The organism is Prosthecobacter sp. (assembly GCF_014879935.1).
Taxonomy (GTDB): domain Bacteria; phylum Verrucomicrobiota; class Verrucomicrobiia; order Verrucomicrobiales; family Verrucomicrobiaceae; genus Prosthecobacter.
On record NZ_JACSRD010000160.1, the window covers coordinates 78392 to 93047 of the forward strand.

The 14656-nt window shown below is 62.0% G+C and carries 9 protein-coding genes; 5 read left to right on the forward strand and 4 right to left on the reverse strand.

Annotated elements, in window-relative coordinates; genetic code table 11:
- Positions 1–15 precede the first annotated feature (15 nt).
- Positions 16–6705, reverse strand: a complete 6690-nt coding sequence (locus IAE77_RS15520) for an autotransporter-associated beta strand repeat-containing protein (RefSeq protein ID WP_294228089.1) — start codon at positions 6703–6705, stop codon at positions 16–18.
- Between the two features lie 147 nt (positions 6706–6852).
- Here IAE77_RS15520 and IAE77_RS15525 point away from each other — a divergent pair, with 147 nt between their 5' ends.
- The 3 genes from IAE77_RS15525 (at position 6853) to IAE77_RS15535 (ending at position 10501) form a co-directional block, all read left to right on the forward strand.
- The gene (locus IAE77_RS15525; RefSeq protein WP_294228091.1) at positions 6853–8784 is read left to right on the forward strand and encodes an ATP-binding protein; all 1932 of its coding nucleotides are present in this window, start codon (positions 6853–6855) and stop codon (positions 8782–8784) included.
- Complete coding sequence (locus tag IAE77_RS15530) at positions 8781–9434, forward strand: response regulator transcription factor (RefSeq protein WP_294228094.1); 654 nt, start codon at positions 8781–8783, stop codon at positions 9432–9434. The genes IAE77_RS15525 and IAE77_RS15530 overlap by 4 nt, the downstream gene beginning before the upstream one ends.
- Before the next feature lie 92 nt (positions 9435–9526).
- The gene (locus tag IAE77_RS15535) at positions 9527–10501 is read left to right on the forward strand and encodes a nucleoside hydrolase (protein ID WP_294228095.1); all 975 of its coding nucleotides are present in this window, start codon (positions 9527–9529) and stop codon (positions 10499–10501) included.
- Between the two features lie 4 nt (positions 10502–10505).
- On the opposite strand, the gene IAE77_RS15540 is transcribed toward IAE77_RS15535, so the two are convergent.
- The gene (locus IAE77_RS15540; RefSeq protein ID WP_294228097.1) at positions 10506–10904 is read right to left on the reverse strand and encodes a hypothetical protein; all 399 of its coding nucleotides are present in this window, start codon (positions 10902–10904) and stop codon (positions 10506–10508) included.
- A 3-nt stretch (positions 10905–10907) separates the two neighbouring features.
- A complete protein-coding gene (locus IAE77_RS15545; protein WP_294228099.1) occupies positions 10908–11102 on the reverse strand; it encodes a hypothetical protein in 195 nt (64 codons plus the stop codon).
- Positions 11103–11148: 46 nt separating this feature from the next.
- On the opposite strand from IAE77_RS15545, the gene IAE77_RS15550 reads away from it, so the two are divergent.
- Entirely contained in the window at positions 11149–12006 is an 858-nt protein-coding gene (locus tag IAE77_RS15550) for a ribokinase (RefSeq protein WP_294228100.1), read from the forward strand.
- A 74-nt stretch (positions 12007–12080) separates the two neighbouring features.
- Positions 12081–13604: an alkaline phosphatase D family protein gene (locus tag IAE77_RS15555; protein WP_294228103.1), complete on the forward strand. Its 1524-nt coding sequence runs from the start codon at positions 12081–12083 to the stop codon at positions 13602–13604.
- A 24-nt stretch (positions 13605–13628) separates the two neighbouring features.
- On the opposite strand, the gene IAE77_RS15560 is transcribed toward IAE77_RS15555, so the two are convergent.
- Positions 13629–14648, reverse strand: coding sequence for a hypothetical protein (locus IAE77_RS15560; protein WP_294228105.1), 1020 nt, complete (start codon positions 14646–14648; stop codon positions 13629–13631).
- Between the last annotated feature and the right edge of the window lie 8 nt (positions 14649–14656).

Genomic DNA, 14656 nt, shown 5'->3' on the forward strand with positions numbered 1-14656 from the left:
CAGTCTGACGCTCTGTCACTGCGAGATGACTTTGAGCCGGACGAACCTTCGATTGCCTCCGCTCGGGAAGGTGTAGGTGACGTTGTTGCCGGTGATCGCCACGTTTCCTCCGAGTGACTCGGTGGTCCACGCGCCGGTGAGGGAGGTGGAGGTTTCGATGACGAAATCGGTGCCATACACGCCGAGGTAGGTGCCGGATTTGGTCCAGGTGATGCTGAGCGTGCCGCTGGTGTTGGTGATGCCGGGCAAGACGGTCTGGCCAGTGGTGTTGCTGGTGCCGCCGAGGAAGTATTCGATGCCGTCAGGGACGCCGTCGTTGTCGTGGTCGGCGGTGATGCTGCCGCTGGTGCCGTTGAGGCTCTGCCAGGTAGTGAAGGGATGTGTGAGGATGATCTCGAGGTCGGTGCCGGTGATGGTCAGGGCGGCGTTGAAGCCGCCGAGAGTGCCGGTGAGCTTGGTGCCGTCCAAGGTGCCGCTGATGCCGGTGGCGGTGATGAGCTTGTAAGTGCCTGCGGTGAGTCCGCTGAGGCCGGTGAAGGCGAAATCGTCGAAGCCGAGGGTGCCGCTGCCGAAGGTGAAGGTGCCGCCGACGGTGATCTTGTCGCTGGCGGCGGGAGCGCCGAGTTCGAAGACGAGCTTGCCGCTGCCGGTGGTCATATTGGTGACGTTGAGCCCACCACCGATGGCCAGCGTGCCTGCGGAACCCGTGGTGGAGCCGGGAGCGATGCGGCCGGAGGCATTGACGGTGACGGAACCGCCGATAATGCCATCGCCAGCGAGTGTGGCGGCGTTCACGGTGACAGCGCTGCTGCTGTGCAAGGAGCCGGGGGCATTGATGCGCAAAGTGCCTGCGTTCAGCGTGGTGGCCCCGGTGAAGGTGTTGGGGCCCGTGAGTGTCCAGGTGCCGTTTTCGATCTTGCGCAAAGCGACCGTGCCACCTGTCAGCGTGCCATCGCTGATGGGGCCTTCGACCTGGCCGGTGCCAGTTGCGCCCCCAATGACGAAGGTTCGCGCAGCGGCCGTGTCATTGGTGATGGTTCCCGCGAGACGAAGACTGCCTGCGATGGTGGACACACGGCCTTCGGCGTTTCCTCCGCTCGTGAGCACGATGTTGCCACGCAGGATGTTGTCGCCTGCCTCATTGAAGATGGCTCCGGCGGCATTGCCGATCTTGAAAATGAAGCCTGCGGGCACATCAACCGCTCCGCTGCTGCCATCGAGCCTGAGCTGCGGATTACCCGCAGCGGCGTTGGTGAGGATAATGTTCTTCGTGGAGAAGGTGGAGCCGAGCGCACCGCTGTTCGTGATGCGCAGAGCACCTGAGTTCACTGTCACAGCACCGGTGAAGCTGTTGTAGCCACTGAGCACGACGGTGCCGTTGTTGATGGGGCAATCAATGGTGACGCCGCCGCTGCCGCTGATGGCATTGGGCACGAGCAGCGTGCCAGTGCGGTCAAAGCGCAGCGTGGCATTATTCTCCACCGCGCCAGCAGGCAAGGAGCCGGTGGCTCCGTCATCACCGATCTGCAAGATGCCGCCGCTGATGGTGGTGATGCCCGTGTAGTCGTTTGCGCCGCTGAGGATGAGTTTGCTCGTGCCTGTTTTGATGAGGTTCCCAGCTCCGCTGATGATGCCGCTGAAGCTGAACGTGGCGGTGCCTGCACCCTGGAAGATGGTGCTGTCCTCCATCGTCACGGGGGCGCTGACGTTCCAGATGAAACCCGTGCCGTTGGTAGCGCTGAGATTGACCACGGGATCAAGCAGCGACTCGCGGCGGAGGATCAAGGCATTGCCAGCGAGTGTCATCGTGGTGCTGCCGCTGGTGGGGCCTGTGCCGCCGAGGGTGAGCACGTTCAGCGCGTGACCGCCTACGGTGTCGTTATTCGACGTGACCGTGCCTGCGGCCAGTGTCTGACCCGTGAAGAACGCGATGGTGGAAAAGCGACTGCTCGGTGGTGGCACACCGCCGGTCCAATTCGATCCGCTGCTCCAGTTCAGCGTGCCAGCAGCCGTGGCGTTCCAGACAGTGGTGGTCGGTGCCGCGCCATCGACGATCACGGTGAAGCTCGTGTTGCCCGTCAGCGAGCCATCGCTGGCAGTGAGGGTGATGACGCTGCTGCCGGACTGGCCTGCGGCGGGCGTGAGCGAGACCGTGCGCTCGCCACCGCGCAAAACCGTGCCGCCGAGGTTGTCGAAAACGCCCGCGCAGAGCGTGGTGTCCACGCGACTCGACACCGCCATGCCGATATCGTGCGTGGTGCCGGTGAAGGCGACGGTTTGCTCCGTGCCGACGGCCTGCCACGCACCAGCGACTCCGTCATTGTCGGTGGCAAAGTAAGCCGAATAGCCGCTGCCGCTGCGCACGAGTCGCAGCCAGCAAGGTGCGCTCGCGAGCGGCAAGGTGGCCGTGACCACGGCATCCGTGGCGGCAGTGGCGCGCTGCACAAAGCTCACGCCATCACTGCCGGTGACACGCACACTCACGAAACGTGCGGTCGCAGCAGTGGACTCGCGCATCATGAGGCCCGCTTCGGCATTGGAGGCGGTGTGATCCACAGACACGACACGCGCGATGATCTCGCCATCGCCGGTGAAGCTCTGCCGCACCCAGCGGAAGGCATCGCCCGCAGCCGGGCCGATGCCTGCTGCGCCCGCGCCATTGACGATGTAGGTGCCGCGGCTCTCCGTGAGACTGCCTGTGGTGGTGACGGTGCCGATGTCGGTGTTCGTCCACGCCGCCGGAGCTGCGCCGACGGTGATGTTCGCGTTCGGGATGATGGCCTGATTGGAAGAAACCGCCGTGAGCGTGAGACTCCGCGCCTCCGTCTCCGCATCGGACAAACGCACCGAAACCGGCGAGGACGAGGCATTCACCGGCATATAACGATCCGGGACAGCGGCGATGGACGGCGCTTGATTCGTGCCCGTGACGGTGAGGGTTAGATTGTTGCCGATCACGCTCAGGCCGTGGTAGTGCCGTGCTCCCATGCGCGAGCGATTGTAGATTTCCGTGCGGGTGGAGAGCCCGCTCTGGAACAACACCTCGTCCATCATGCCATCGAACCAGCGGTCCACGTTGGCTGTGGTGCTGGCGTGGCCTCCAGCGACCAAAGCAGTGGCTTGGTTCACGTTCATCGTCACCGCCGTCACACTGCCGCGCAGGAACTGGCCGACGTAGAGGTAAAAGGTGCCGGTGTTCGTCGCGGTGCGATCATAGCTGAGCGTGATGTGCTGCCACTGGCCGGATGGGATGTCGGAGGCCACGATTTCTTTCTCCAAGCCGCCAGCGCCCCACTTTTGGAGCTTCAGCACATCGCCGCCCGAAGCAAAGAACAGCTCCAGCTCGTTCTCGGTGCCATGACCATCGCCATCACCGAGATGGAAGACAAAATCCTCGGTGTCCGTGCCGCCACGCTTCACCCAGGCGGAGAAGGTCCAGTCGGCGTCGTTGAGATTGTGATCCGAGGTGGTCAGCGTGCGCCGCAGCCGCGCACCGCCCGCTCCGCTCTGGGCCAGCACGAGAGCGTTGGCCGATTGCGGCGAGAGCACGGGTGGCACGCTGGCATCGTAGGCGTAGGTGCCGCCATTGATGGATTGCAGCGTGCCGGTGCGGTTGAAGTTCGACTGGTCCGTGCTCAAGGCGTCTCCGTGCGTGTCCGGCGGCTCGAAGTCGTAGAGGAAGCGGAAGTTTGACCCGAGCGACTGATCGCGAACGACGAGACGATAGTTGGTCGTGCCGTTGAAGTTCGGATTCGGTGTGAAGCGGGCGGTGTAGCCGTCCGGAAGCAGTGTCATCTTGCCGTTGCGCACCCGATCCACCTCAAAGAAGAGCTGCTCATCCGGCGTGATGTCATCTGTGACGAAGGCACGCAAATCGATGTCCACGGGCGTGTTCTCTGCTGTGGTGGGCGTCGTCACCGCGAGCACGGGTTTCGCATTCACCGTGACGGGCCACACATAGCTGCCGGAGTTCCCCTCCGGATCGGTGGCTGTGATGGTGATGTCCACCGCGCCGCTCACCGTGCTGCCCGCTGATGCGGTGATGGTGCGCACCGTGCCAGACGTGCCGAAAGTGATGCTCGCATCCGGAATGATGACCTGGTTGGACGAGACACCGATCAAGGTTAGCGAGGTCAGCGCGGTGTCCGCATCCGCCAGCGGCAGCGGAATCGCGCCCGTGCTTGATCCTTGATCCGTGAGGCCCGGTTTCATCGCAGCGGTGAAGACAGGCGCTCCGGGCGGTGCGAGGAAATTTTTGCCCTGCTGGCTTGGACCGACCGTCACCGGATTCGCAAAGCCGCTCGTCACTAAGCTCGCGCCCGTCTTTGTCGCCGTGAGCGTGTAGCTGCCCGCTGCGAGGCTCGTGATCGCGTAGTAGCCATCGCCATCCGTCGTGGCGCTCTGCGTGGGTGATGCACGCACGACGACACCCTGCATCGGCACCCCGAGAGTCGTGCTCACCACGCCCTGGATGAAAAAAGTGCTGCTGGTGCCCACCTGCACGAGGAGCGGCGCGGTCGTCGTGAGGCCCTTCATGTCCGAGACGATGCAGCGCACCGTTTTGAGTCCGGCGGTGCTCCAGCTCTTGCTGGCGGTGGAGCTGTTGTTGGCCGTGGTCGTGCCATCACCCCAGTCCCAGAAATAGGCCAGCGTGTCGCCATTCGGATCACTCGCGGTCGCGGTGAAGGTCACGCTCGCGTTCACGGCCGGATTCGCGTTCGAGGAGCCGAGCGTCACAGTCGGCTTCGCATTGCCGACAAAGGTGCCGCGGTTCACCGTCACATCCATCCAGTCCACACCATCCCCATCCGTGCCTCGCGCCACTGGCGTGATATGAATGCCCGCCGCCGTATCGGAGAAGGTCTTGCCCATCGGCAGCACCGCATCGTCCTTCTGAAAGGTGTCTGGAGCCATGTCGAGCAGCAGCGGCTGCTGATAGCCGCCATTGATGTCCGCCCAGTTCACCAGGACGCCATCGCGCAGGCCAAAACTCGTGCCAAAGAGCTGCCGATACTCCACCCAGTAGTCGTCCGTGCTGCCTGCACGATCCACCGCGAGCGCACGCTTGTTGCCATCCGCCTGCACCTTGTCCATCGCACGGATTCGCGAGGTCGTGCTGCTATCCGTGGTGATTTTGATCACATCGGTCATCGGAATCCAGTCGAGGAACTGTTTCGGCATCGCGCCGAAGTGACGAAGAGAAGCCGATGCGCTGCCCACGCCCATCATGTCGAATACATTGCCATAATCCCAAACCTCCCCCGGGCCGATCACGCTGCCATCGTCCGTGTCCCAGGCGCCGGAGTGTGGAAGGCCAAAGTTATGCCCCAGCTCGTGGCCGGTGGTTTTGAGGTTCCACTGCGTGTTATACACCCATGCACCGCGGGCACCCACATTCGCCATGCCCGAGGTGGCCGGCACGACCGGAGTCGCCCCCATGACGACGACTTCATGCGTGTAGTTCAGGTAATTGTAGCCCGCCGCTGCCGCTGCCGCACGAGCATCCGTCAGCACGCGGCTGAACTTCGTGTGGCTCGCATAAGCCGATGAGTTATTCGGCATCCGCACCGTCGGTGTGATCGCCGAGCCTTGTCCCAGCAGCGCAAAGGACGTCTTGCCCGAGGACATGGCCGCGTAGTGCGTGTTCATGTCCGCGATGAGCTGCTCCAGCGTGGCATCGCTCACCACCTGACCTTGGAAGTCCGGAAAATCCACGCGGATGAGCAGCAGCGTCTTCGGTCCCTCCGTCCACGGACTCGCCATCACCACCCCATCGAAGTCCGTGCCATCACTCGCCGGAGCGGCGGACTGCTCACCGCTCTCCGCATCAATCATCGCCGCCACCGCTTGGCGTTCGTTCCGGTAACGAGTCATGCGCTGGTCATCCCAAGCGATCACCACTTCATCACCCACGCTGCTTTGATTCGTATCGCCGATCAAATCAGGGCCGCCCTCGATCTTGCCGCCATTAGCGATCCATTCCGCCACCTCCACCGGCTCCAACACACGCCCCGGCAAATCCGCGAGTGCTAGTTTCCCATCCAACGCCACACCATGGATCGCGATGTTGTCCCGAGTCGGCATCGCCCCACGACGACCAAACGTGTGCGCCTCAAACACCCGCCCATCCCGCAAAGTCGCCGTGCGCGAGATTTGGCAGCCGCCATCGCTCGAAGTCGTCGCCTGCACCAGCAGATCGCCCCGCGACTCGATTCGCTGCTCCAGCAAGGCCACAACACTTGCTGGTAACCTCTGCCGCACCGATTCCGGCACCGCCAGCTCCAGTGCCCGGCGTGGATTCTTGTCGATGAGGTCCAGCATCTCGCTCCGACGCTGCAAAGCCAATTCCACGCCCTTTTCCACATCCGCGCCCGTGGCGGCAAAATGCTCCGTCCAGCGGCGAAACTCCTCAAAAGCCGTTTCTGCCACCGGCTTCTGCCAAAACCGGTCCACCCGCTCCGGCAACCGCAAATCATCCAGCCCCGTCAACGGCCTCTTCAGCCTCCCAGAAGCCGCCCAGGCCAAACGGGGCTGAGCAGTTGCGTGCTCCCGCACCGATGCAGCCGTTGGCGGCTTCGGCGAAACCGCCACTTTTTTCACGACATCCGTCTGTGACCGAATCGGCGCTTCAGAAGGCCAGACCAGCAACCCGACAAGCAGGCATGCAGCCAGCGCTGCGATGAGTGGAGTAAAATGCTTTATCATGGTTCTAAACACTCATCGTGAGGCAAACAGCTCCATTTGACCCCTCACGAAAATACGGGAGGTGGGCAGGATCATCGGGAGATGCTAGCCTGGAGGTCAAGATACTCATCGGTCCATCAGCCCGAACGTCCTCCGACTCATCCGCTTGTGAAAATCGTCACCCTGCTCGCAGCCAGCCTGCTCGCCCAGTCCACGGCTCCGTGGGCCGAGCATCTGGCATTTTGGTCACGGGCAGAGCTTGAACAAATGCGCCAGCGCATGGCAGCCATCGAGGCGGAGCTGAAAACATTGCCTGAGGCACGCATGGCGCACACGTCCAGCCGCAGAGGCTTCCAAAGCAGCCGGGTGGATGATGACGAGGCCCTGTGGGTCGAGGTGGTGCTGCCGGAGAAGCCTTTGGTGGATGCGATCGCGCTCATCCCGGTGCCTGCGCTCAAGGACGATGGCCATGGCACTTCCTTTGGTTTCCCTTTGCGCTATCGGATGGAGGTCACGGACGCTGCGGGCCAGTCCCAGATCATTCATGAATCTGCGGCCGATGTTCCCAATCCTGATGGCTTTCCGGTGTTGGTGCAGATCAAGCCCATCCAAGCACAGCGAATCCGTGTCACGGCCACCAAGCCTTGGCAGAGAAGTGAGCTGCGAGTGTTCGTGCTGTCTGAGTTGATGGTCTTCTCAGGCACAAGGAACGTGGCTCTCGGAGCTGAGGTCGTGGCACCGCGAAGCCGCATCCAGCCGCCGGCCTGGAGCGTCGAGAACCTTACAGATCACATTACGCCACTGGATTTGCCGTTGGCACCAGGAGTTCCACGCATCAAAGGCTTTCACAGTGCGCTGGCCGCCTCAGGACGGGATCAGAAGCAGGTCGGCATCATTTTACCACAAACGGTGGAGTTGGATGAGATCACACTGGTGCCCATGCCTCGCCGGGAGCTGGCAACCTGGGGCACCTACGGGTTCCCGGAGCGCTTTCGTCTGGAAGTCTCTGCCAGCGAGGACTTCAGTGAGGCGAAGGTCATTGCCGACTTCAAGGACAGCAGCTTTACCACCCCAGGCATGAACCTGGTGAGCTTCCCCCTGCGGAAGCAGCCTGTGCGGGCCATTCGTCTGACGACCTATTCACTTTGGCAGCGCTCAGGTGACTTCCTGCTGGCGCTGTCGGAGATCATGGCCTTTGCCGGAGGTGAGAACGTCGCTCTGAAGGCCAGGGCCTTCGCCAGCGACCAGCTCGATGATCCTGCTTACAGCGTTGACGCACTCACGGATGGCAATGCCAACATCGGAACGCTGCTGCCATTGCCACAATGGCTCACCCAGCTTCAGCATCGTCAATCCCTCCAGCGTGAGCTTGCCGACCTCAGCGCCCGATTCGCCGCCCTGCGAGCCAACAGCCAGGACCAACTGGTGCAAGGCAGCATCGCCACTGGCACCTTGCTGATCGGCGGGTTCATCTGGGGACTCATTCACCATCGCCGCGTGCGCCGCCGGGATGCCGAGCGCCTCCGCGAGCGCCTCGCCCGAGATTTGCATGACGAAATCGGCTCCAATCTCGGCAGCATCGCCCTCATCTCCGCCTACGCATCGCAGGATGATGCCACGCCGGAGAGCATGCGTGCCGACCTCGTCGAGGTCCAGACCATCGCCCGCGAGAGCGCCGACTCCATGCGCGACATGGTCCGCCTCATCAGCCGCCGCAGTGATCGCGAGTCCGAGGAGTGGAGCGCCGTCGTGCAGGGGCTCGCCCGACGCCTGCTGCGTGGCATCGACTTGGACATCCAGCTCGATGCCGACAGCCCCAGCCTCGAGACCCGGCGTGAGCTGTATCTCTTCATCAAAGAAGTGCTCCACAACATCGCCGCGCACTCCCGCGCCACCCGTGTCCGCCTCCACACCCGGCGAACTCGCGACCGAATGACCATCGAGATCAGCGATGACGGCATCGGCTTCGATCCAGCAGGCCCATCGACCGGTCACGGCCTTTCCAATCTGCGTGAACGCGCCGCCACGCTGCATGGCGAACTCCACATCCAAAGCCAGCCCGGCCAAGGAACCCGCATCACCCTCACCCTGCCCGAATGAGCGACACCGATCCTATCCACGTCTGGTTTGTCGAAGATCACGACGCCTTCCGCCGCAGCCTCGAGCGCCTTTGCACGCCGAAGCGCGGCCTCGCTCCTTCGCGATCGTTTGCCAATGCCGAAAGCATGCTCGCCGCCCTCGCCGAGACCGCTGAAAAACCCCAGGTGCTGCTGCTCGATGTCGGCCTCCCAGGTCGCAGCGGACTCGAAATCCTCGGAGACATCCACCAGCATGCGCCAGACTGCCGCGTCGTCATCCTTACCGTCTTTGAAGACGAGGCCAAAATCAGCCAGGCCATCAGCGCTGGAGCCTGCGGCTACCTTCTCAAGACCTCCACGCCCGACGAGATCGCCGATGCCATCATTGAAACCTTCCACGGCGGCTCGCCCATGTCACCGCACGTCGCCTCCAGCGTCGTGAAGCTCCTCGCCCGCCTCACCAAGCCCGTGACATCCGCCATCGCCCTCAGCCCCCGCGAGCTGGAACTCCTCCGCTGCATGGTAGAAGGCCTCACCGCCAAAGAAATCGCCGTCCGTCTCGCCATCAGCATCCACACCGCCGACACCCACACCCGCAATCTCTACAGCAAACTCGGCGTCCGCAGTCGCGCCGCCGCCGTCGCCCGTGCCATGCGGGAGAAGCTCGTGTGAGCTCTCCAGCTTCAATTGTGCGTGATTGCGGGAGGAAAAGTCGTTATCACAAGCACGATGCCGTTTAAGCATCTTTTCACCTCTTCAGACTCATGAAGCACCTGCTCTTCTTCCTCATTCTTCACTCTTCATTCGTCATTGCACGCGCGGAGCCGGTGCGGCTCATCTTCGACACCGACATGGGCAACGATGTCGATGACCTGATGGCGCTGTGCATGATTCACAATCTGCAAAAGCGCGGCGCGTGCGAGCTGCTCGCGGTCACGGTGACGAAGGATCATCCGCAGGCGGCGGCGTTCGTGGATGCGGTGAACACGCTCTACGGTTACCCGGACACGCCCATCGGCGTGGTGCGCAATGGCGCGGCGAAGGAGGCGGGAAAGTTCAATTTGCTCGCCGACAAGTATCCGCACGATCTCAAAAGCGGCGCCGATGCACCAGAGGCGGGCGGTTTGATCAAAGACATCCTCGCGAAGCAGCCGGATGGCAGCGTGGTGATCGCGCAGGTGGGCTTTTTCACGAATCTGGCGCGTCTCATGGACGACGCGGAGGCGAAGGCGCTCATCGCGAAGAAGGTGAAGGTGCTCAGCATCATGGCGGGCGCGTTTCAGACGGTGAACTTCGACACGCGGCACCTCGAATACAATGTGAAGCTCGATGTGCCCGCCGCGCAAAAGCTCGCGAAGGAATGGCCGACGCCGATGGTGTGGAGCGGCTTTGAGATCGGCGTGGCGGCCGCGTTTCCGCATGCCGTGATCGAGCAGGATCTCAACTACATGCCGCAGCATCCGCTCAAAGAGGCCTACTACCTCTACAACCCGCCGCCGCACGATCGACCGACCTGGGACCCCACGGCGGTGCTGTATGCGATCTACCCGGATCGCGGTTACTTCGATCTGTCGCCGCCCGGCAACATCAAGGTCGATGACGACTCCGCGACGCTCTTCCGCCCCGTGAAGAAGGGCGAAGGCAAGCATCGCTTCCTCATCATGAGCCCCGAGCAGGCTTCACGAGTGCGTGAAGCCATCGTGCAACTCAGCATCGAACCTCCACCGGCGAAGAAGTAGCCGATCACTCAAGCGAGTCCGAGAAGGCCTGGAATGCCTTCACCTCCTCCTCCGTGGCCACACCAGCGACGATGTGACCGGCGAGGCTGCGGATGATGAATGCCTTTTGTTCACCAAGGTCGCTTTCCGTGGCGAAAACGGTCACCACGTCTCGCATGATGGCTGCAAAGGTATTTCCGTTGTAAAAGCAGAATGGTGCCAGTCGATGGCATCGGCGGCAAAGATCGGCTGATTCGGCCAAAGTCATCTCGATGGCGTGTCGGGACTCCCAAAGTGCCTTCGTGGTATCGTGTCCGTCAGAGGTCGGTTTGTGCAGCGCGTTCTTTTGCAGGCACAAGACCGCGTTTTGGCCGGTGACGAAGCGCCAGTCGTACTTTTGCAGCCAAGCACGCTTCATCGACATGATTCAGTCCTCCTCATTGGGCTTTGCAGCCTTCTTGATTTCCTTGAGTTCATCGACCCCTGCGCTTTTGAGATAGCCGGTGCCCGTCTTGGCATACACAGGCTCGGCGGCGAACCGATCCTGGATGGACAGCGCATCCTGCATGACACGCAGAAAGACGGGATCGTTTAGCAATTGAGGATCAATAGTTGCTTTCATGAGGATATTCTAGCCGCGCGGGCGATTTCGGGCAATCATCGTTTCCATGGCCTCCGCCCCTTCCATCGTCGTCGTCGGTTCATTGAACGTGGATCACACGCTTCGTGTGCCGCGCATCCCTGCGCCGGGTGAAACGCTGACTTCGAGCGGCATGCTGACGTGCTTTGGCGGCAAAGGAGCGAATCAGGCTGTCGCGGCAGCACGGGCAGGCGGACGCGTGGCGATGATCGGTTGCGTGGGCGTGGATGATTTCGGCACGCGCTACATCGAGGCGTTGAAAGCCGAGGGAATCGAGACTTCGGGCGTTTTGCGCTCCGAAACACCCACAGGCAGCGCGTTCATCGCGGTGGATGATGCGGGTGAAAACTCGATCATCGTGAATCCAGGCGCGAATCACGCGATCACGGTCGCCGACATCGAAAAGCAGGCTGAACTCATCCGCGGAGCCGATGCGCTGCTGCTTCAGCTTGAGTGTCCGCTGCCGGTGGTGCGTCGTGCGGCGGAAATCGCGCGTGAAGCGGGTGTGAAGGTCCTTTTAAACCCATCGCCACTCAGCGAGGCATTTCTCGCAGATCGCTTCGAGGTCGTTGTGCTGATCGTGAATGAGGGAGAGGCGGCGATGATCACGCCGAATCGCGATTTGAGGGAGGCACGGTGCTCACAACTCATCATCACGCGAGGCGCGGATAGCACGCTGAGCCTCACGGCAACAGGTGTGACCGAATTTGCGCCACCGAAGGTCACGCCGGTGGATACGGTGGGTGCGGGAGACACGTTTGCGGGTGCGTTTGCCGTTTCAGGTGACATTGCCTTCGCCAACGCGGCTGGAGCGCTGGCGACGTTGAAAGCGGGCGCGCAGCCGTCGATCCCGACCCGTGATGAGATTGTCGCGTTCGTGCGGTGATGGAAAGTTGCGGGGCAGGGGAGTGGTGGGCAGAATGGGGGATGATGAACCGCCGCTCTTTCCTGTCCCGATCCATGCCATTGGCCGCAGCCGGGAGTTTTCTCCGTGGGACTGCCTTCGCGGCTCCGGCGATAGTGACTTCCGACAAGCTGCGGCCCAAGATGCCGTTTGGCGTGCAAAGTGGCGATGTGACGGCTGACGGTGCGATCATCTGGAGCCGGGCGGACCGGGCGGCCCGCATGATCGTGGAGCATGCGACGACGGAGTCGTTCAAGGATGCACGTCGTGTCGTGGGGCCTGCGGCGTTGGAGACGAGTGATTTCACCGCCCGGGTTGATCTGAGCGGCCTGCCGGCCGGGCAGCGGGTGTTTTATAGCGTGCAGTTTCAGTCGCTCGAAGACTCGAAGGCGCTCAGCGAGCCGGTGACCGGCAGTTTTAACACGGTTCCAGACGGACGTCGTGACGTGAGCTTTGTGTGGGGCGGTGACGTGTGCGGGCAGGGCTGGGGGATTAATCCGGACTTCGGCGGGATGAAGATTTTTGAATCGATGCGGCGTCTTCAGCCTGATTTCTTCATCCATTCCGGGGATACCATCTATGCGGACAATCCCATCGCAGCGGAGGCCGCGCTGGATGATGGGCAGATCTGGAAGAACCTCACGAGCGAGGAGAAGTCGAAGGTGGCCGAGACGCTCGATGAGTTTCGCGGAGCGTATCGCTACAACCTGCTGGATGAAAATCTGCGCCGGTTCAACGCCGAGGTGCCGATGCTGGCGCAATGGGACGATCACGAGGTGCGAAACAACTGGTTCCCGGGCCAGCAGTTGCTCGATGATGCACGCTACACGGTGAAAAGCGTCGATCTGCTGGCAGCACGGGCCAAACGCGCCTTTCTCGACTACCTGCCGCTGCGGTTTGATGCCGCTGATCCCGAGCGAATCTTCCGCTCCTTCCAGCGGGGGCCGTTGCTGGATGTGATCATGCTCGACGAGCGCAGTTATCGCGGTGTGAACACGCCAAACCGACAGACGAGTGAGAGCGATGAAACCACCTTCCTCGGTGCGACGCAGATGGACTGGGTGAAGCAGCGCCTGCTGTCATCCAAAGCGACGTGGAAGGTGATCGCCAGCGACATGCCGGTGGGCATCGTGGTCAAAGACGGGGCGAATTATGAGGCCTTCGCCAACGGCGATGGTCCGGCCTTGGGCCGCGAGCTGGAGCTGGCCGGCCTGCTCAGTTTCATCAAAAAGAACCGCATCAAGAACGTGGTCTGGGTGACGGCGGACGTGCACTACTGCGCCGCGCATCACTACGATCCCGCACGGGCGCAGTTCACTGACTTTGATCCGTTCTGGGAGTTCGTCGCGGGTCCGCTCAATGCGGGGACCTTTGGTCCGGGCGAGATGGACAACACGTTTGGCCCGGAGGTGAAGTTCACCGGCATTCCGAAAGGCATGAAGCCCAATCGTTCGCCAAAAGAGGGCCTGCAGTTTTTCGGCGCGGTCAAAATCGACGGTTCGAGCAGCGTGATGACGGTCAGCCTTCACAACATCGACGGCACCAGGCTGCACAGCGTCGAGCTGCCGCCTGCAGTGTGACGACACGGTGCCCTCTGGGCTGTGTCATGGCGTTCTGCCAGCGCTGAGTGCTTGGAAGATGTCACAGAGCTCTCTCCAGGGATTTGCATAGAAGCCGTCGTACGGCTTTCCAGCTTTCAAGGTGGTGTAGAACGACTCCTCGCCATCGTGGACAGCCGTTTCGGAGTTCAGCTCGATGATGAGCAGATCGGCACTGAAGCCTGCGAAGGTCCCAGGCTTCGCCAGCGCGAGGATTTCGCGAGCGGCGAGCCGGTTGCGCTCCGCGGGCAGCGGGAGGTTCTTGTGCGCGTCGTCGTAGCCCGGGTATTCGCCGCGTTTCGTGTTCGCGTAGTCCCAGGCGACGACGATGAGGTCGTAGGCGATGCGTTGGGCCTGCTCGTTGCGCAGCGAAACCCATTTTCGCAGCGTCTCGCGGCCGAAACCGTGCTCCTGCCAGTCTTCATTCGTGAGTCCGTGGCAAAAGCCGCTCCACGTGTCCTCCACCGCGCCAACGTATGGCGCCTCCAACGGCTCGTCAGGCTGCAAACCGATGCGCAGCAGGCCTTGCGGGTAGTTTTTCGCCAGCGTGGCGAGTGCCTGGCCTTGGTCGCGCTTTGGCAGCACATCATACACGGCGATCTTGGTTGGATGGACCTCGGTTTTGAAGAAGGTGATCAACGCATCGAGCTCTGGCGCCGAAAACACCGGTTCGGCTGGCTTGTCGTAAAGACGAAGCACGAGCGCAGGAATGATCTCGACAGTGGCAGGGCATGCTGTGCGCCAGTCACGGAAGATGCGGGCGGTCTTCGCGAAGGGCAGCTCGTGATGATGAATGAGGTAAAGGCGGTTCGGATTCGCCTGTTGGATGAGAGTCCGCGCGGCGTTCGTGATTTCCGCTGTCGTGGGAGACGCTGGAGGCGGGAAGTTCGTGCCCCAGTAGCCGAGTTTTGGCACGGCGAGCGAGGCGTTGAGCCAAAAGGAGCGCTCCAGTTTTGGAAGATCGTGCGCTGGTGCCAGCGTGAGCGGCAACGCAGCAAAGAGACAGAGGGAACGCAGAATTTTCATGCCGCGAT